The organism is Marinicauda pacifica (genome assembly GCF_004793635.1).
GTDB lineage: Bacteria > Pseudomonadota > Alphaproteobacteria > Caulobacterales > Maricaulaceae > Marinicauda > Marinicauda pacifica.
This window is the reverse complement of sequence record NZ_SRXV01000002.1, coordinates 172454-191807: the sequence shown is the minus strand read 5'-3', so window position 1 is coordinate 191807 and position 19354 is coordinate 172454. Positions and strand designations below refer to the sequence as shown.

Annotated in this window: 16 protein-coding genes; 9 read left to right on the top strand and 7 right to left on the bottom strand. The window is 63.0% G+C overall.

Annotation, left to right across the window (positions count from 1 at the left end; all coding sequences use genetic code 11):
• Positions 1-110: 110 nt before the first annotated feature.
• Positions 111-1661 (top strand): bifunctional GNAT family N-acetyltransferase/carbon-nitrogen hydrolase family protein, encoded by a 1551-nt coding sequence (locus E5162_RS07400; RefSeq protein ID WP_135944463.1) that lies wholly within the window; start codon positions 111-113, stop codon positions 1659-1661.
• A gap of 39 nt (positions 1662-1700) precedes the next feature.
• Here the strand turns inward: E5162_RS07400 and E5162_RS07395 are convergent, their stop codons facing one another.
• Positions 1701-1880, bottom strand: coding sequence for a hypothetical protein (locus tag E5162_RS07395; RefSeq protein ID WP_135944462.1), 180 nt, complete (start codon positions 1878-1880; stop codon positions 1701-1703).
• Positions 1881-2019: 139 nt separating this feature from the next.
• On the opposite strand from E5162_RS07395, the gene E5162_RS07390 reads away from it, so the two are divergent.
• Entirely contained in the window at positions 2020-2589 is a 570-nt protein-coding gene (locus E5162_RS07390) for a type 1 glutamine amidotransferase domain-containing protein (RefSeq protein WP_135944461.1), read from the top strand.
• A 77-nt stretch (positions 2590-2666) separates the two neighbouring features.
• Here the strand turns inward: E5162_RS07390 and E5162_RS07385 are convergent, their stop codons facing one another.
• Both E5162_RS07385 and E5162_RS07380 read right to left on the bottom strand, forming a co-directional pair.
• Positions 2667-2864, bottom strand: coding sequence for a CsbD family protein (locus tag E5162_RS07385; RefSeq protein WP_135944460.1), 198 nt, complete (start codon positions 2862-2864; stop codon positions 2667-2669).
• Between the two features lie 90 nt (positions 2865-2954).
• Positions 2955-3632: a MarC family protein gene (locus E5162_RS07380; RefSeq protein ID WP_135944459.1), complete on the bottom strand. Its 678-nt coding sequence runs from the start codon at positions 3630-3632 to the stop codon at positions 2955-2957.
• Positions 3633-3820: 188 nt separating this feature from the next.
• On the opposite strand from E5162_RS07380, the gene E5162_RS07375 reads away from it, so the two are divergent.
• The gene (locus E5162_RS07375) at positions 3821-4531 is read left to right on the top strand and encodes a hypothetical protein (protein ID WP_135944457.1); all 711 of its coding nucleotides are present in this window, start codon (positions 3821-3823) and stop codon (positions 4529-4531) included.
• Positions 4532-4574: 43 nt separating this feature from the next.
• Positions 4575-5402: a DUF1206 domain-containing protein gene (locus E5162_RS07370; RefSeq protein WP_135944455.1), complete on the top strand. Its 828-nt coding sequence runs from the start codon at positions 4575-4577 to the stop codon at positions 5400-5402.
• Positions 5403-5480: 78 nt separating this feature from the next.
• Here E5162_RS07370 and E5162_RS07365 read toward each other — a convergent pair whose 3' ends face one another.
• The 3 genes from E5162_RS07365 to E5162_RS07355 are packed head-to-tail and all read right to left on the bottom strand — an operon-like array spanning position 5481 to position 8913.
• Positions 5481-6602: a hypothetical protein gene (locus E5162_RS07365; protein WP_135944454.1), complete on the bottom strand. Its 1122-nt coding sequence runs from the start codon at positions 6600-6602 to the stop codon at positions 5481-5483.
• 15 nt (positions 6603-6617) lie between these two features.
• Entirely contained in the window at positions 6618-7667 is a 1050-nt protein-coding gene (locus E5162_RS07360; protein WP_135944452.1) for a 1,9-bis(guanidino)-5-aza-nonane synthase, read from the bottom strand.
• A 7-nt stretch (positions 7668-7674) separates the two neighbouring features.
• Positions 7675-8913 (bottom strand): type III PLP-dependent enzyme, encoded by a 1239-nt coding sequence (locus tag E5162_RS07355; protein WP_135944450.1) that lies wholly within the window; start codon positions 8911-8913, stop codon positions 7675-7677.
• Between the two features lie 375 nt (positions 8914-9288).
• Between E5162_RS07355 and E5162_RS07350 the strand changes: the two genes are divergently transcribed.
• Positions 9289-10425 carry a substrate-binding domain-containing protein gene (locus E5162_RS07350; protein ID WP_135944448.1) on the top strand — a complete coding sequence of 379 codons (1137 nt, stop codon included), beginning with the start codon at positions 9289-9291 and terminating at the stop codon, positions 10423-10425.
• Positions 10426-10499: 74 nt separating this feature from the next.
• Here the strand turns inward: E5162_RS07350 and E5162_RS07345 are convergent, their stop codons facing one another.
• Positions 10500-11576 (bottom strand): glycosyltransferase family 4 protein, encoded by a 1077-nt coding sequence (locus E5162_RS07345; protein WP_174235001.1) that lies wholly within the window; start codon positions 11574-11576, stop codon positions 10500-10502.
• A gap of 184 nt (positions 11577-11760) precedes the next feature.
• Between E5162_RS07345 and putA the strand changes: the two genes are divergently transcribed.
• The 4 genes from putA (at position 11761) to E5162_RS07325 (ending at position 19348) form a co-directional block, all read left to right on the top strand.
• Positions 11761-14904: a bifunctional proline dehydrogenase/L-glutamate gamma-semialdehyde dehydrogenase PutA gene (putA, locus tag E5162_RS07340; protein ID WP_135944445.1), complete on the top strand. Its 3144-nt coding sequence runs from the start codon at positions 11761-11763 to the stop codon at positions 14902-14904.
• Positions 14905-15288: 384 nt separating this feature from the next.
• On the top strand, positions 15289-17163 hold the full coding sequence (locus E5162_RS07335) for a ribonucleoside-diphosphate reductase subunit alpha (protein WP_135944443.1): 1875 nt from the start codon (positions 15289-15291) through the stop codon (positions 17161-17163).
• 262 nt (positions 17164-17425) lie between these two features.
• Positions 17426-18313, top strand: a complete 888-nt coding sequence (locus tag E5162_RS07330; protein WP_135944441.1) for a DUF2219 family protein — start codon at positions 17426-17428, stop codon at positions 18311-18313.
• Between the two features lie 21 nt (positions 18314-18334).
• Entirely contained in the window at positions 18335-19348 is a 1014-nt protein-coding gene (locus tag E5162_RS07325; protein ID WP_135944440.1) for a lipid A deacylase LpxR family protein, read from the top strand.
• Positions 19349-19354: the final 6 nt, after the last annotated feature.

The window sequence follows — 19354 nt, the reverse complement described above, 5'->3', positions numbered from 1 at the left end:
GATGAGGGGCGTGCGCTCCACCTCCTGCCACTCAGCGCGACCATTGGGAACTCCGGCGGTCGCCTCTATGTTGGACGCTCGATGTTTTCAGGCGATCAGAAAGAGCCCGCATGACCGACCACCGCCGTTCTGCAACGCTGACCGTGCGCAATGCCACCGTGGAGGACGTGCCGGCGATCCTGGAGCTGCAGGACCGGGCCTATCCGGACATGCCGCCCGACCTGCCGGGTCAGATCCGCGGCCAGATCCAGGCCTTCCCCGACGGCCAGTTCGTGGTCGAGTACGAAGGCGATGTCGTGGGCTGGTGCGCCACCTTCATCATCGACGAGGCGACCGCGTTCGCGCCCCACACCTATGCGGAGATCACCGGCAACGGCTATGCCGCGCGCCATGACGATGACGGCGACTGGCTGTACGGCATGGAGGTCGCGGTCGACCCCAGCCGGCGCCGCCTGCGCATCGGCCAGCGCCTGTACAATGCGCGCAAGAGCCTGTGCCAGGAATGGGGGCTCAAGGGCGTGGTGTTCGGCGGCCGCATGCCCGGCCTGAAGCGGCGCCGCAAGAGCTATCCCAACCCGGAAGACTATCTGGCCGCGGTCCAGGCGCGCGAGGTCAAGGACCCGGTGGCCAATTTCCAGCTGCGCATGGGGTTCGAACCGGCCGGGATCCTGAAAGCCTATTATCCCGACGACAAGGACTCGCTGGGCAATGCCGCGCTGATGGTGTGGCGCAACCCGAAATATGTCGAGGTCTCCAATAATGGCCGCCGGCCCGACCCGCAGACGGTGCGCGTCGCCGCGGTCCAGTTCCAGGCCCGCGCCGTGGACTCCGTGCGCGAGTTCGAGCGCAACGTGGAGTATTTCGTCGACGTCTGCTCGGACTACAAAGCCGATTTCTGCGTCTTCCCGGAGATGTTCACGGTCGCGCTCCTCTCGCTGGAAAAGAAGAAGCTGACGCCGCAGGAGAGCATCGAGGCCCTGACCCGGCACACGCCGCGCTTCCTGGAGTTCATGAGCAAGCTGGCCGTGCGCTACAACATCAACATCGTCGGCGGGTCCCACCCGACCAAGACCGATGACGGGGATATCCAGAACGTCGCCTATATCTTCCTGCGCGACGGCTCGATCCATTCCCAGGAGAAGATCCACCCGACGCCGAACGAGAAATACTGGTGGAACATCAAGGGCGGCGATTTCGTGCACGCCATCCCGACCGATTGCGGTCCGGTGGGTGTACTGATCTGCTATGACATGGAGTTTCCCGAACTGGCCCGGCGCATGGCCGACGAGGGCGCGCGCATCATCTTCTGCCCCTATGCCACCGACGACCGCACGAGCCATCTGCGCGTGCGCTACTGCTCTCACGCGCGGGCGATCGAGAACCAGGTCTTCGTGGTGACGGCGGGCAATGTCGGCAATCTGCCCGATGTCGAGAACATGGACATCAACTATGCCGAGAGCGCGGTCATCACGCCGTGCGACTTCCCGTTTGCGCGCGACGGCCTGGCGGCCGTGGCCAGTGAAAGCGTGGAGACGGTCGCGGTCGCCGACCTGCGCGTGGACGACCTGACGGAAGCGCGCCGTTCGGGCACGGTGAGAAACCTGCGCGATCGCCGCTTCGACCTGTACCGGATCGTGTGGAGCGAACCGTCCGACCGGTAGACCGGGAGGGGGTGCCGGCCAGAACCGGCCCGCGAACGCCTAATCCTGCGTGCGCGAGGGCATGACCATGATGAGGGCGAGTGCGGCGCCGAGGCCGGGCCAGGCAAAGGCGATGGCCTGGTCCAGCGTGCCGTTGGCGAAACCGAACGCTCCGGCGAAGACGCCGAGCGAGGCGAGGCAGGCTGACGCCGCCATCAAGATGAGCCGTATACGCATCATCGTGCAAACCTGGGCTATAGAACCGTCACACCATGACAGCACAGGCCTAAGATTGGATGAATGGCGAACGGAACAGAGTCCGGCTCATCCCGTTTCCTAGGCTCCCGCCGATAATGCAAACACAAAGGGAGCCTCCCCCATGACCCAACGCCTCGCCAACAAGACGGTCGCCATCCTCGCCGCGGACGGCTTTGAAGAAGCCGAGCTGTTCTTGCCCAAGGAGGCGATCGAGCAGGCCGGCGGCAAAGCCGTCGTCGTGTCGATCAAAGGCGGTGAGATCCAGGCCAATCGCCATCGCGAACACGGCAAGTCGATCCATGTCGATGTGACGCTGGACGAGGCGAAAGCCGATGACTTCAATGCGTTGCTGATCCCCGGCGGCCTGTTCTCGCCCGATGCGCTGCGCATCCAGCAGAAAGCGCTCGATTTCGTGCATGACTTCTTCGCGCAGAAAAAGCCGGTCGCCTCGATCTGCCACGGTCCGCAGGTTCTGATCGATGCGGATGTGGTCGCGGGCCGCCAGATGACGTCGGTGAAGAATATCCGCACCGACCTGGCCAATGCCGGCGCGAAGGTGCGCGATGAGCCGGTTGTCGTCGACCAGGGCCTGGTGACCAGCCGCACGCCGGACGATCTGGAGGCGTTCAATGCCAAGATCGTCGAGGAATTCTGCGAGGGCAAACACGCCGAGCAAGCCCGCTCGGCCTGATCTGACGGCAGAATTCGCGACACAAAAAAGGGCGGCCCCGTCGGGCCGCCCTTTCGCGTTTCGTGACGAGAAGGATGCTATTTCTTCTCGATCCACTCGTTGACTTCTTTTTCGGCCTCGTCCTTGTCCTTGCCGTAGCGTTCCTGGACCTTGCCGACGAGCTTGTCGCGATCGCCTTCGATCGTCTTCAGGTCGTCATCGGTGAGCTTGCCCCAATGGCGCTTCGCTTCACCGGTAACCTGTTTCCATTTGCCTTTAAGTTCAGTCGCATTCATGGCGGTCTTCCTTTTTCGCGAGGGGGAGTTGTCTCGCCCTCATGAAACGCCGCGTGCGTGAAGCCTGTTCCCGTTCGCGCGCCGCCGCCGTCAGGCCTGAAGCAGCGCCCCGGCGATGCCGTCGAAGATGAATTGCGCAGCCAGGGCCGCCAGGATGACGCCGAGGATGCGGGTGATCATCGCGGCCAGCGTGTCCCCGATCAGGCGCATCAGCGGGCCGACCAGAAGGAAGAGCACCAGGCAGACGAGCAGGATGATACCCATGCCGGCAAAGACGAGGCCCTGATTGTAGAGGTTTCCGCCCGCTTCGCTCATGAACAGCATGATCGAGGCGATCGCGCCGGGACCGGCCAGCATGGGAATGGCCATCGGGAAGACAGAAATATCCTCGCCCGCCTTGAGAGGCTCGCCCGACGTGTTCTCGGGGTCTTCATGCTCCTCCTCCCATTTCTCCGCGCGTTCCTCGCGCCGTTCGGTGCGCTTTTCGAAGATCATGTCGAGCGCGAGCATGAAGAGCAGGACGCCGCCCGCCGCGCGGAAGGAATCAAGGCTGACATGGAGGGCGTTCAGCAGCCATTCGCCGCCATAGGCAAAGCCAAACAGGACCACGGTGGAGATAAGCACGGACTTGATCGCCATGCGCCGCTTGTGGGCGCCATGCGTGCCTTCGGTCAGGCTGGCGAAGATCGGCGCGACGCCGATCGGGTCGATCACCACGAAGAATGTGACCAGCGAGGCCGTCAGCAGGGAATAGTCGATCGCGTCCATTTTTGGTCTCCGGCACGAGGGTGCGAGCAATGGGGTCGGCCTTATCACCGCTGACCGGTTATGGCGAGCCGCGCCATTGCATGGCGGGTTTGCATCCGGCGCCGCTTCACCCCCGTGGGAAAGGGTGGCCTTGACCCGCCCCCGATTGAAGATGACAGTTTGTTCATCTTGGCCAGGGGGCACAAAAAATGGCAGTGTTTGATCGGCTCGCGCAAGTCAACGCGTTGAGACAAGGCTATGAATCCAATGGATGGGCCTTGGCGCAGCATCTATTTCCCACCGAGGTGGTCGATTCTCTGCTTTATCAGTTCCAGACCGATCTGGGCGGCTGCAAGGAGGATTACAAAGGGCGGTGGGAAAAGGGGCCGTTCACGAACGCGCACTGCTTTGAATCCTATGCCTACGACTATCCAGCCCAAGCCACGATGCTGTGGTCGATGACGCCGTGGATGCAGGCGCTGACCGGCAAGGAATTGCTGCCCGCGCACTCCTATTTCCGGGTCTATCGCAAGGGCGATATCTGCAAGCTGCATCTGGACCGGTGCGCGGCCGAACAGTCGATCTCGCTGACCCTTGGATATTCCGACGATATCGAATGGCCGCTCTGGGTCAGCGAGCAGCGCTATGAGGACGAGGTAAAGAAGAATGTCCACGGCGAGCTGCTGCCGCCGGGCCAGAAGCTGAGCTTCTACAAGGTCCCGATGAAGGCCGGCGACGCGGTGATCTACAAGGGCATGAACCATATCCACGGCCGCAACGACCCGAACCCGAATACCTGGTCGGCGCATCTGTTTCTGCACTGGGTCGACAAGAACGGGCCTTACGCCGAGCACGCGTTCGACGGCAATGCCGGGACAGTGGTGCGCAAGGCGCGGTTCGAGTTTCCCGAGACCGTGTGAGCGGCGTGCGGAACGGGGGCGCAGCGCTCGCGTTTGAGACGCGATGTTCAGCCCCGAAAGCCGCTCACCCTATTACGAGATTGCCGGACGCACCGGCCTGTCGGCCCGCGCCATCGTCTATGCGCTGATCGCCGGGTTGATGCTGCGCGCCGTGTTTCTGGGCGGCGAAGATGACGGGGTCAGCCCGGGCGACGCGTTCAACTGGCTGGAAACCAGCTGGCCCGGCAAGGCCATGCTGATCGTGCTGGGAACCGGCCTGCTGGCCTATGCCGGGTGGCGTCTGACACAAGGCTTTCTGGACATGCCCGACAAGGGCGACGACGCGATGGGCCGGACCGCGCGGCTGGGCATGATCATGTCGGGCCTGGGCTACGGGCTCGTCGGTCTGGGCGCCTTCGGCGTGCTGCTCGGCCAGAATGACGGCGGCGGACCCGGCGCCACGCAGAGTACGGTTCAATGGCTTCTGGGACAGCCCTTCGGGCGCTGGCTGATCATGACGCTGGGTCTGGTGTTTGCCGGCGTGGGCAGCGCGCAGATCTGGCGCGCGGCCGACGGAAGCTGGAAGGACTCCCTGGACCTGTCCGGCCCGGCCGGCTGGCTGACCCCGGTCGTCGGCTTTGCGATCATCGGGCGCGGCCTGCTCTTCCTGGTGCTCGCCCTGTTCGTTGTGATTGCCGGATGGCAGGCGTCTCCGGAGGAGGCCAAGGGCCTGTCGGCAACGATCACCTGGCTGCGCGATCAACCCTACGGGCTGGCGCTCTATCTCGGCTCGGCGCTCGTCCTGGCCGGCTATGCGGTCTATTCGGGACTGCAGGCGCGCTGCATGCGACTGAGCGAGCACTGCGCGGGCAGCTCCCGGCCCGACCGGTGACAGCTGAACATAAAAACGCCTCGGCCGGCCGGGGGGGACGACCTCAGGTCTGCTGCGAAGGGGTATTGTCCAATCAAATCAAAGAAACTCGATTGGGCCAGCCAGATCCGCTTCAGTCAGATGGATCATAGTCTGCTCAAGCCCGGATTCACCCAAAAGGACTGAAGCATCGTTTAATAATCGCCTAGTGATAAACGTAGAATACCTCAAGCAGTCATAATCATCGTTTGAGGTTCGACCCCAAGTTTCCGCGATCTCATCATAGAGTGCCTTTTTGTTCTGCGGCAGCAATTTGTTGCTAAATCGTTTTTGAAGTTCACGGATGTTATTTGGCATATGCAGCCTCGCAATCGGTATGTTTACATGGCCGATGCGTAGGAGTGTTGGCTTGATGCCAAAGCTCGATAAATTACTTGAAAGTGGCGATATGTGAGTAATAAAGTCCCGATAGTTTCCAAATTCTTTGCATGAAAATAGACCACCATCTTTGATGGATGACCAGAATTCGAATTTTTCGGCAGCTGGTAAAAGATCTTTTTCAGATTTCAATAATTTAATTAAATCTGAAGCTTGTTTTATAGGCGAATTAAAATTTAAAATGTGGCGCGCGAAGAATTCACTCAAATAATCTCGTAGCGTGGAAGTTTCATGAAGGACACTGTGAGTTTCTATCACCACACGTCTTTCCCACCCATTTGAAATAATAGGTGGGCTTTCAATTCTAGCCTCATCCGCCGTCGAGCGCAGGCAGTGACTATAGGCCTCCCACAGGGTCTTTAACCTAAGCTCGCAAATTTCGATTTGCGTCGAAATGCGATCACACAAATCCCATGTTTGCATCTCGCCTTTATCGAGCGCCGCGTTTGCTGCTTGACTAAAGCCTTGCCTGGTATCGTTACCTAGCCACCCACTGGCCGGACACAGCAAACGCCATTCGGGAGGATAGAAACCGTCAACCTGACTGTGATGTCGGACGAAATCAAAGCCAACCACGCTGAGCCCGACTTGATCGAACCAGAAGAATGGCTGTCGGTATTCAGTGATAGTGAACTGCCCGACTATCCTGTTCCCGCCAGCGCAAAGCTTTATGGTGCTAGAGTTGGGCTGTGCCTCAAGACACAGCCCACCCTCTCCGAGCCCAAACCTAGCTGCCCGAGGCCATTCATCTGGGTTTGCTGAATCGCTATTCACCCCGACCATTATGGAACGTAGTCCTTAATCCTCGAACATGTCGGCGAAGCGGTGGCGCGGACGCGATTTGTGGTTTCCGCGATGGAAGACGTCCGACACGATGATCGGCGCGACCGAGCTGGCCTCGGCAAACACCATCTGCTCGAGCGCCACGTCGACCTTGCCCCAGCTGGAGGCCTCTTTCAGCGTGGAGGAGGAGCAGGCCCCGTCGCGCACGTCGGCGACGGTGATCTGAACCGCATAGGCGTGCATCTCGACATCCTCGTGGCCGAGAATTTCCGCGCACACGACCGTGTCCTGGGCGAAGTTCTTGGGCACGCCGCCGCCGACCATGAACAGGCCGGTGCGCCCGGCCTTGATCTTGATATCGGTCAGTTCGCGGAAATCGGCCACGGAATCGATGGACAGGTAGGGTTTGCCCTCCTTCATCCGCTCGACCTGGTGACGCACGAGGCCGAAACCGGCCGAGCAGTCGGAGAAGGCCGGTACGAAGATCGGGACGCCCTGGTGGTAGCATTCCTCCAGCAGCGAGCCTTCTTTCTTGGCGTTGCCGTCGGCGAGCCATTTGCCCATCGCCTTGAGGAAGGCGCGCGAGCTCATCGGCTTGGCGGGCAGGGAGTCGGCGATGTCACCGATGGTGTGATCGCACGCCTGCAGCTCTTCCTCGTCGATATAGGTGTCGTAGATGCGGTCGATATAGAGCGAGCGCAGCGTGGTGTCGTCGGGCACTTCGTGGGCCTGGTAGTGCTTGAAGCCGAGGGCTTCGAAGAAGTCCATGTCCACGATGGAGGCGCCGGTCGCCACGATGGCGTCGATCATGTTGTGGCGCACCATGTCGCGCCAGACATGCATGCAGCCACCGGCCGAGGTCGAGCCGGCGAGCGTCAGGATGACGGCGCAATCGGGATCGGCGACGGCCTTGTCCAGAATTCGCGCGGCCCGCGCGGCATCGCGCGAGGTGAAGCTCATCTTCTCCCACGCGTCGATGATCGGACGGCCATCGAAGCTGGCGATGTCGATGTGCTCGACCGGGCTGGAAAGAAGCTCGGCCTTGCGGTTGGTTTGATCGGTCATGATGTCTCTAACGTTTCTTCAGGAGGCGTTGGCGGCGGCGGCGGACCCGCGCGAAGGGGACGACCGAGCCTTCCCGGCGGGCCGGGCGAACGATCGTCTGGTCGTAAAGCGATTTGAACGGGAAATCGTTCACCTGAACGGTCTCCACGTCGCCAAACCCGTTAAACCGGGTGGCCATCGCCGTGCCGTACGCGCCCAGCATGCCGAACTCGATCACATCGCCTTCGCGGATGTCGGCCGGCAGTGTGTAGGGCCCCGGCATGGAGTCAATGGAATCGCAGGTCGGACCGTAGAGCTTGAACTCCGCGGTCTGGCTGGACGGCTCGCCCTCGCGGCGGTGGACAAGCATCGGAAAGGGCCACCGCGCGTGAACCATGTCGAACAGCGTCCCGTAGGCGCCGTCATTCATGTAGATCGACTCGCCCTTGACCAGCTCGACGCGCGTGAGCACCGAGACGGACTCGGCAATGAGCGCACGGCCGGGCTCGCACCACAGATCGGCGTTTTCAAGGACCATCATGTCCTCGAACGCGTTTTCGATGGCCGCGATATAGTCTTCCAGCGGCGGCGGGGTCAGGCCGGGATAGACGGACGGGAAGCCGCCGCCCACGTCGACGATGTCGACCGTGACGCCCGCGCGCGCGATCAGGCGCGAGGCCTCCATCATCGCCGCGCGATAGGCGGCGGGGGCCATGCACTGGCTGCCCACGTGAAAGCTGACGCCCAGCTCTTCGGCATAGGCGCGCGCCTTCTGCATCAGATCCGGGGCCTCGGTCTCGTTCGCGCCGAACTTGCCGGCCAGCGGCAGGGTCGCCCCGTCATTGGACACGGCGATGCGCACGACCAGGGTGAGGTCTTTCGCATAGCCGGTCTCGGCGAGGATCTTGTCGAGCTCCGCCTCGCAATCGAGCACGAAGATGCGCACACCATGGTCGAAATACGCGCTCGCGATCGCGGCGCGCGATTTGACCGGGTGCATGAACGCCATCTTCGCATCCGGACAGCGCGCGGAAACGAGTTCGACTTCCGGAAGGGAAGCGACGTCAAAAAAACGTATCCCCGCCGCGTACAGGGTGTCGATCACCCAGGGCGAGGGGTTGGCCTTCACGGCGTACAGTACGTCGCCGGGAAAATTTTTCTGGAACCAGGTTGCTGCGATCGTCAGTCGATCGGGCCGCGCACAGGCGACCGGGCCTTCAACAGGCCGAGAGCGGACCAGGTCCAGGGGCGTATGGTAGTCGTGCAATTCACGAGACCCCCTGTTGGCAGTTAACCCAATCCGGCATCGTCGCCTCCGCCGGGACCGCGGCTGATAAGGCTTCCCTTCGGCCATGTAAAGTGGAATTCCATCCGTTGCAGCTCTCATGAGGGCGCGCGCGTCAGGAACGGACATTAGGTCACTGACAGGCTCCTGCCAAACGCGTGGATTTTTCGACTTAAAATTAATAGCTTGATCGACACCCACCGTCCGGACGGCGAGGCTGCGGCCGGTGCAACTGCGTCCGGCGGGCCGACTGCCATCTTCGTGTCACACAGCTGTGGTTTTCACAGGCGAACAAAACCGCGGCCGCACACTCCCGGGTGCCGCGCGTCGTCCAACGTTTGAACGGATCCAGCCCAAATGAAAAACCGTCTTCTTCTGGCCGCCGCAGCGGCCGCTTGCACTGCAGCCGGTCTGGCCGGCGCCCACGCGGTGCAGAACCGCGACGTGCTGCGCGTGGTCGGGTCGTCCACCGTCTTCCCCTTCACCACGGCGGTGGCGGAGAATTTCGGAGCGCGAACCAACTTCCCGACCCCGGTCGTGGAATCGACCGGCACGGGCGGCGGAATGAATCTGTTCTGTGCGGGCGTGGGGACCAACCATCCCGACATCACCGGCGCGTCGCGGCGCATCAAGGCGAGTGAGTTCGAACGCTGCCGCAATAACGGCGTCACCGAGATCACCGAGATCATGATCGGCTATGACGGCATCATCATCGGCAATTCCAGCGCCGCGCCGGCCACCGAGATGGACCGGTCCGATCTGTTCCTGGCGCTGGCCGCCGAAATTCCGGCCCCGGTCGATGCCCACGGCGAGCTGCTGGTGACCGAATCCGGCGCGCTGCGGCCCGGAGCCAGCTTTTCCCAGGTTGCCGGCTATAGCTGCGAGACGATCGTTGCGAACCCGCATACGCGCTGGTCGGACGTGAGCCCGGCCCTGCCGAACGAGATCATCGAGGTTTACGGCCCGCCCCCGACCTCGGGCACACGCGATGCGTTCGTGGAGCTGGGTCTGCATCCCGGCGCGGAAGAGATCGAATGCCTTCACACCATGTCGCAGTCGGATGCGGACCGCTTCAACGCCATTGCCAGCCGGATCCGTGAAGACGGCCGCTGGATCGACTCCGGGGAAAACGACAACACGATCGTGCAGACCCTCGCCAATACGCCGACCGCGTTCGGCATCTTCGGCTACTCTTTCCTGGAGCAGAATGGCGACCGGATCGAGGGTGTTGTCGTGGAAGGCGTCGAGCCGACCTATGACGCCATCTCGGATGGCGACTACCCCATTTCGCGCTCGATGTATGTCTATGTGAAGAACCAGCATGCCGACGTGGTGCCGGGCGTGCGCGAGTTCGTCACCGAGCTGACCAGCGAGGATGCATGGGGCCCGTTCGGCTACCTGGCCGAGCGCGGGCTCATCGCGCTCCCCGACCAGGCCCGCGCCAGCGAGGCGGCCTCCGGCCGGGCGCTGACCGCGATGGATGCGCCGGAATAGGCAGCGCGTCTCTGGCGTAAGTATGGAAAGGGCGGCCTCGCTGGAGGCCGCCCTTTTTTTGCCTTGAGCCTGCGTCAGCCCGGCCGGCCGAAGCGGCGGATGCGGCGCCAGATACGGCGGCGTTCCGGGCGTGGCTGGGGCTTGAGATTCTTGACGAACTCCTCCGCGCACTTGCGCCAGGAGAAGGTCTCGGCATAGGCGCGCGATTCCTCGCGGCTGCAGTCGAGCGAGCCCAGGCAGGCCTCGCGCAGATCCTCGCTGACCACGCCGCCGCCCGAACCGGGGATGATGTCCTTGGGACCGGGGGCCGGGAAGGCGGCGACGGGTGTGCCGCACGCCATCGATTCCAGGATCACCAGGCCGAACGTGTCAGTCCAGCTGGGGAAGACCGAGACGTCCGCGTCGGCAAAATGGCGCGCGAGCTCCTCGCCCGATTTCGAGCCCGTGAACACGACATCCTTGTAGCGCCGCTTCAGGTCTTCCAGCTGCGGGCCGGGACCGACCACGACCTTGGTGCCGGGAAGATCGAGATCGAGGAAGGACTCGATATTCTTCTCCACCGCAACGCGCCCGACATAGACGAAGATCGGGCCTTCCAGGCCCTCGTAGACGCTCTTGCCGTCCTGATGCCGGCGGGAGGGGTGGAACTGTTCGGTGTCCACGCCGCGCGCCCAGGGCGTGATGTTGTTGAAGCCGCGCTTGGCCAGATCGTCACGCATGGTCGGGGTGGCGACCATCAGCCTGTTTCCCGAATTGTGGAACCGGCGCATGTACCAGTAGCCCGTCGAAAGCGGAATGAACGGGAAGCGCGCGTGCACGTATTCGGGAAACCTTGTGTGGTAGCTGGTCGTGAAGGGCAGCTTCCAGTTCAGGCAAATCTTGCGCGCCGCCTCCCCCAGACTGCCTTCGGTCGCGATGTGGATCGCTTCCGGCTCGAAGGCCTTGAAGCGCGCCTCAATGTCCTTGCGGGCGCCGAGGGCCATCTTGATGTCGGGATAGGTGGGCAGCGGGATCGTCCGGTAGCCGAGCCCCGGATGGATGACCTCGACCTCGTGGCCCATCTCCCGGCATTCCTCGGTGACGCGCGACAATGTGCGCACGACCCCGTTGACCTGCGGTTCCCAGGCATCGGTCACCAGCATGATGCGCAATGGCGCGCCGTCTTCCATGAAAGACTCCCTAGAACAAACAAGAGGGCGTGGCCTCTTAACGCGATTTTGCGTTCACGCGAAGTGCGCACGCAGCAGACTTCACTTGCCGTGCCATGAAACGACTACCATTGTCCCGCGTTGATAGAGGGGGCAAAACCCGACCCTTGGCCTTCAGGATACTCTCATGCGTGACGACGTTGCTATTTCCATCGATTGGGACGGGCTCGACGCCCGCAAATACGCTGATGAACGCGACGCCGTTCATCAGCTGGACGGGCAGATCTCCCTCGACCATGCCCAGCGTCTGAGTGCGGGCGAGACCGCGGTCGATCTGGTCGAACGCGCGCGCAAGGGCAAGAACCGGACCGGGCTCATGGAGTCCTTCCTGCAGGAATTCGGGCTGTCGAACAAGGAAGGCCTGGCGCTGATGTGCCTGGCCGAAGCCCTGCTGCGCGTTCCCGATGCGGAAACGGCCGATACGCTGATCGCCGAGAAGATCGGCTCCGGCAAATGGGCGCAGCACGCCTGGAAGTCGGAAAACTGGCTGGTTAACGCCTCCACGCTGGGCCTGATGCTGACCGGCTCGCTGATGGAAGTCGATCCGGACGCCAAGAATGACCCGGGCAGCTACTTCAAGCGGATGGCCGGACGCATGGGCGAGCCGGTAATCCGTACCGCAACCCGTCAGGCGATGCGTATCCTGGGCGAACAATTCGTGCTGGGCCGGTCGATCTCCGCGGCGATCAAGCGCGGTCGCGGCTGGAAATTCCCCGAGGGCGCCAAGCCGCTTTTCTCCTTCGACATGCTGGGCGAGGGCGCGCGCACCGAAAAGGACGCGCAGCGCTACCAGCAACGCTACATGGACGCGATCGAGGTGGTGGCCAAGCACCGCCAGGACGGGCCGATAACCGAAGCGGACGGGGTGTCGGTCAAGCTGTCCGCCCTCTATCCCCAGTACCACGCCTATAAAGAAGACGAGGTGATGGAGCACCTCTATCCGCGCGTTCTGGAGCAGGCGAAAGCCGCCCGCGATGCGGATATTGCGCTGTGCCTGGACGCCGAGGAAGCCGACCGCCTCGTCATCCAGATGAAGGTGCTCGAGCGCCTGTCGCGCGAGCCCGACCTGGCCGACTGGCACGGGCTGGGCCTGGCGATCCAGGGATACCAGAAACGCTGCCGCGACCTGATCGAGCGGCTGATCAAGCTGGGCCGGGATACCGGACGCCGCTTCCCGGTGCGTCTGGTCAAGGGCGCCTACTGGGACACCGAGATCAAGCACGCCCAGCAAGCCGGTGTGCCGGACTTCCCGGTCTGGTCGACGAAGTCGGCGACGGATCTGAACTTCATCTCCTGCGCCGAGCTCATGATGAGCGCGCCCGAAGCGATCTACCCCCAGTTTGCCACGCATAACGCGCACACGCTCGCCAGCGTGCGCGAGATCGCCAAGATGACGGGCAATGACGACTACGAATTCCAGCGTCTGCACGGCATGGGCGAGCCGCTCTACAACGCCGCCTACGAGGCGTTCGACGACATGAAGCCGGTGCGCATCTATGCGCCGGTGGGCAGCCACAAGGACTTGCTGCCCTACCTGGTGCGCCGCCTTCTGGAAAACGGTGCCAATACCAGCTTCGTGCACTCCTTCCTGGATCCCGATGTGCCGGCCACCGATGTGGCCCAGGGTCCGTTCGAGGGTGCCGCGACGATGGATCGCCACCCCTTCATTCCGGCCCCCCCTTTCCTGTATGGCCCGGACCGGCGCAATTCGCGCGGCCTGGACCTGACCATCCGGTCCAATCTGGACCGGCTGGCCGAGGAACAGAAGACATTCGACGCCAAGGCGGCCTACGCGGCCGGCCCCATCGTCAACGGCAAGACCAGCAAGGGCGAAGAGACCGATACCTTCAGCCCGGCCGATCTCGACTTCAAGGTTGCCAGGCTGTCCCAGGCCAGCGAGGCCGATATCGAGACCGCCTTTTCCACCGCGCATGCCTATTTCGACGAATGGGATCATGCCGGCGGGGCCGCGCGCGCCAGCATCCTGCGCAAGATGGGCGATCTGCTCGAGGACGAGATGGAGCGCCTGATCGCGCTGATGACGCGCGAAACCGGCAAGTCGCTGGAAGATGGCGTGGCGGAGGTCCGCGAGGCGGTCGATTTCCTGCGCTATTACGCAAGCCAGGCCGAGGAAAAATTCGCCTCGCCAGTGCGCCTGCCCGGACCGGCCGGGGAAACAAACCATATCGAGCTGAAGGGCCGCGGCATCTTCGTGTGCATCAGCCCGTGGAATTTCCCGCTGGCGATTTTCACCGGCCAGCTGGCCGCAGCACTGGCCGCCGGCAATACCGTGCTGGCCAAGCCGGCCGAGCAGAGCCCGCTGATCGCCTATGAGGCGGTCAAGCTGTTCCAGAAGGCGGGGCTTCCTACCGAAGCGCTGCACCTTCTGCCCGGCGACGGCAAGGTCGGGGCAGCGCTGGTCAAGGACAAGCGCGTGCGCGGTGTGGCCTTTACCGGCTCGACCGAGGTGGCGCGCATCATCAACCGGACGCTCGCCGAGAAGGATGGCCCGATCACACCGCTGATCGCCGAAACCGGCGGGCTGAACGGCATGTTCGTGGACACTTCGGCCCTGCGCGAGCAGGTGGTCGACGACGCCATCCTGTCCGCCTTCGGCTCGGCAGGGCAGCGCTGTTCGGCACTGCGCGCGATCTTCCTGCCCGAAGATACGGCAGACATCGTCATCGAGGCGCTGAAAGGCGCCATGGATACGCTGGCCCTGGGCGATCCGGCCGATCCGAGCAAGGATATCGGCCCGGTGATCGATGCGGACGCGAAGAAGACCCTGGAAGAGCATATCGAGCGCATGGGCAAGGAGGCGAAGATCGTCCACCAGACCCCGCTCTCGCGCGAGCTCAAGGACAAGGGCTATTACCTGCCGCCGACCCTGGTTGAATTGCCGTCGCTCGACCTGTTGCCGGAAGAGAAGTTCGGTCCGATCCTGCACGTCGTGCGCTACAAGCGCTCCGACCTGGTTGGCCAGGCCAAGGCGCTGGCCGACAAGGGCTACGGTCTGACGCTGGGCGTGCATTCACGCCTGCAGCGCTTCTTCGACGTCATTCGCGAGACCGTGCCGGCCGGCAATGTCTACGTGAACCGCAACATGACCGGCGCAGTCGTGGGCGTGCAGCCCTTCGGCGGTGAAGGTCTGTCGGGCACCGGACCCAAGGCGGGCGGGCCGAACTACCTGCCGCGCTTCGCCTCCGAGCGAGTCGTCACGATCAACATCGCGGCTCAGGGCGGCGACCCGGAACTGCTGAACCTGACGTAGACGGAGCAGGCCCGGGGCAGAAAATACCCCGGCCCGGCGCAGCCAGAATCGCTTGACACGAGCGCTCCCGGATTCGCTTCCGGGGGCGTTTTCGTGCCGGGGTGCAGTTGCGTCCCGTCTTCCACATTTTTCCCCAGCCAATCGCATCGCCCGATCCCTTAATGAGTCCGGGCGCGGAGAGAATTCTGGTACCTTTTGTTAACTAAAAAGTCGCCTCGAACCGCCTTCGACCCGTTGACGATGTTTGGCAGCGCGATCACTATATGTAGCGGTTTCGGATGAAGCCGTAACCAGTTCTAGAGTTTTTCCAGCCGGCACACGGTTTTTGGGGACTGCCCTCGGGCAGGCAACCGGTGTGCGCTGGCGCCAAGGGAGCCGACGATCATGACCGCGTTCGACAGTGCGAGCACCGCCGCCGTAAAATCCTCGCGCGAGTTCCGCCGCGGCAAGCCGAAATCGGTCGAACTCTCGCTCGTCAAGGCGGTGAAGATCGACCGGTCGCGCGATGCGCTGCTGACCGATTTCGGCAAAAAAACGCTGGTCGACCGCTATCTGCTGCCCGGTGAGTCCTACCAGGACATGTTCGCGCGCGTCTCGGTCGCCTATGCCGACGACTCCGACCATGCCCAGCGCCTCTACGACTACATGTCGCGCCTGTGGTTCATGCCGGCCACGCCGGTCCTGTCCAATGGCGGCGCAGAGCGGGGCCTGCCGATCTCCTGCTTCCTCAACTCGGTCCACGATTCGCTCGACGATATCGTCACCACCTGGACGGAGAATGTGTGGCTCGCCTCGAACGGGGGCGGAATCGGCACCTATTGGGGCTCGATCCGCTCGATCGGGGAGAAGGTCGGCCAGAACGGTCAGACCAGCGGGATCATCCCCTTCATCCGTGTGATGGATTCGCTGACCCTTGCGATTTCCCAGGGGTCGCTGCGCCGCGGATCGGCCGCGGTGTATCTGGACGTGCACCACCCGGAAATCGAGGAATTCCTCGAAATCCGCAAGCCGTCGGGCGATTTCAACCGCAAGAGCCTGAACCTGCACCACGGCATCAACATCACCGACGATTTCATGCATGCGGTGCGCGAGGACGAGGATTTCGAGCTGAAGAGCCCGAAGACGCAGGAGGTCATCAAGACGATCTCTGCGCGCAAGCTGTGGCAGAAAATCCTGGAGCTGCGCCTGCAGACCGGCGAGCCCTACATCATCTTCTCCGACACGGTGAACCGGGAGCTGCCCGCCCACCAGCGCAAGCTGGGCCTGAGCGTGCGCCAGTCCAATCTGTGCTCGGAAATCATGCTGCCGACCGGCGTCGACCATAACGGCAAGGACCGCACCGCCGTGTGCTGCCTGTCCTCGGTCAATGCCGAGAAATACCTGGAATGGAAGGACGATCCGCAATTCATCGAGGATCTGTTCCGCTTCCTGGACAATGTGCTGCAGGACTTCATCGACCGGGCCCCGGCCGAGATGGACCGGGCTGTTTACTCTGCGATGCGCGAACGCTCCGTCGGCCTCGGGCTGATGGGCTTCCACTCCTTCCTGCAGGCAATGAACGTGCCGTTCGAGAGCGCGATGGCGAGCTCGTGGAACCGGAAAATCTTCAAGCATCTGCGTCAGAATGCCGACCTCGCTTCGGTGAAGCTGGCCGAGGAGCGCGGCGCCTGCCCGGACGCGGAAGAAAGCGGCGTCAAGGCGCGCTTCTCCCACAAGCTGGCGATCGCGCCGACGGCGTCGATCTCCATCATTTGCGGAGGCACCAGCGCGGGCATCGAGCCGATCCCGGCCAATGTCTACACCCACAAGACGCTGTCGGGCTCCTTCACCGTGAAGAACCCCTTCCTGGAGAAACTGCTGGAAGAAAAGGGCAAGAACACCGCCGGTGTTTGGTCCTCCATCCTGGAGCACGAGGGCTCGGTCCAGCATCTCGACTGCCTGCCCCAGGACGAGAAGGACGTGTTCAAGACCGCGTTCGAACTCGATCAGCGCTGGGTGATCGAGCATGCCGCCGACCGCACGCCCTATATCTGCCAGTCACAGTCGCTGAACGTCTTCCTGCCGGGCGATGTGAATAAATGGGACCTGCACATGCTGCATTGGACCGCATGGGAGAAGGGTGTGAAATCGCTGTACTATTGCCGGTCGAAATCCATCCAGCGCACCGCGTTCGCCGGGGCTGCGGAAAAGACCGGGATGGAGAAGGCGATGAGCGAGGCGGCGCCCACCGATTACGCCGAATGCCTCTCCTGTCAGTGAGACTCGGCCAGGTGTCTGAAAGATCCACACCCCGCGCTTCGGCGCGGGGTGTTTTCTTGTGCGTCAGGCGTTCACGCGCCAGCGCACCGAGTGTGGCCTTCCATCAACGCAGGCATGCGAAACTTCGGGGGAGCTGCGTCATTCGTTTGTAGTTCGGTAACCAAGCCCCGCATCATACTCAGTGTGAAAGAGCGGGAACATGGTAGTGTATCTGCGAGTTCATAAAGCACTGATGCAAGCTTTTACGGGGACTTGAAACACCGTGCGGATCGAATCCGGACATATCATTGCCGCCGCTGCAGCGATCCTTGCCACGAGTGCAACGGCGAGCGCGCAGTCGGCTCTGCCCGGGCCCTCGCAAGAGACCCGCGCGATGATCATGGGTCCGCTGGTTTCCCGCATCGAGGCGCAATCCGGCGTGCGCGCCGCGAACGAGACCAGTCTCTCCTCCGCCCCGGCCGCCACCTACATCAACGCCCGATCGACCCGGCCGAACGTGACCCGCTTCGCGGCGGATGCACTGGATGCGCGCTCCCCGCTTTTCGGTCGCCGCGGCGTGTCCGGCTTTTCCGGCCGCGAGGCTACGCTGGAGAGTTCCGGAAATTCGCGCGTCATTGTCTCGATTTCCGAAGCCAACGATCCGTCCAACCTGTTTTCGAACGTCTCGCCCGACTATGTCGAGGCTGGCGGCATGCGGGTGGCGGGTATCGGAGCCGACCGGGCCCGTTCAATGGGCCTGAGCTATGAGACGCGCTTCGACGCGGTCGGCCGCGACAACAGCCTGGATGTCGGCATCGCCCCGCGCGCAGGGGTCAGCCTGGGCCAGTTCGGTCCCTCCTACGAGGCCGGGGCGACCCTGCGCGTGGGTCAGTACGTAAAGGAAGAGCTGGAAGGGCGTCCGGCCTGGTGGCTCTTCGCCGGTGCCGACCGCGAGACCGTGATGTTCGACCCGGGTGAAGGCCTGTCCAACTCGTTCGCCTATGGCGAGACCGCGATGGTCGGCGATGCTCAGGCCGGTGTCGCGATGCGGTTCTATGGCGCCGACCTGTCGGTGGCCTATGTTCATCGCGAAACTACCTATTCCATTCCTACCCATTCGTGGGAGACTTCCGAGGGCTTTGCCGCGTTTTCACTGAGCCTGCAGCACTAACTGCCACGGAAGACCATCATCATGAGATTTCCCGTCCGGGCCGCGCTGGCGGTCCTGGCCTTTTGCGCTGTCCCCGCTGCCCTCGCAGAAGAGGGCGAGGGAGAGCAGCGCAGAGGCGTGCCTGAGGGCAGTGTGGTGTCCCTGGTCGTGGAAAACGATTATTTCGTACGTAGCGACGACAACTATACCAACGGCTTGCGCCTCGAGGTCGTCTCGGCGGCCGACCGGGTCCATCCCTGGCTGCGAGAGCTGGCCAAATTCCATCCGCTGATCGATCTGGAAAGCACCGACCTGCGCGAGGGGTTCACGCTCAGCCACGCCATCTATACCCCCGACGACATCTCACTCGCCGTTCCGCCCGAGGACAGCCACCCGTATGCGGGTTATCTCGGCCTTTCCGGCTTTGCCAGTGCGCGCTCGCTGACGACCGAACGCACGCTGACGGTGGAGATCGGACTGGTCGGGCCGGCGGCCGGCGGCGAGTTCGTGCAAGCCAACTGGCACCGGCTGATCGACGGCGAAGAGCCGGCGGGCTGGGATACTCAGCTCGGCAATGAGCTTGTTTTTGCCGTTTCCGGCCAGCGTCTTCAGAGATTCCAGGGGCCCCGCATTCTGGGCCTGCAAACCGACCTTATCGGTCATGCCGGGGCGACGCTGGGTACGCTGCGCACCAGCGCCTCTGCCGGGGCGACCCTGCGCATCGGCACCGATCTCTCGTCTGATTTCGCGCCGCCGCGCATCCGGCCCGCGCTGGCGCCGTCGAGCCTCTTCGTGCCGAGCTCCGGGATTGGCGGGTACATCTTTGCCGGGTTCGGCGGCTTTCTGGTCGGCAAGGACGTGTTCCTGGACGGCAATACGTTTTCGGATTCGCGGTCGGTCGAGAAGCGCTATCTGACCGGCGACTTCCAGGCCGGCGGCGTGTTGCGCGTCGCCCGCTACCGGCTTTCGCTGACCTATGTCGTGCGCTCCGAACAATTCGTGGGCCAGCAGGCTTCCGACAGTTTCGGCGCAATCTCGCTTTCCTACGCGTTCTAGGTCCGG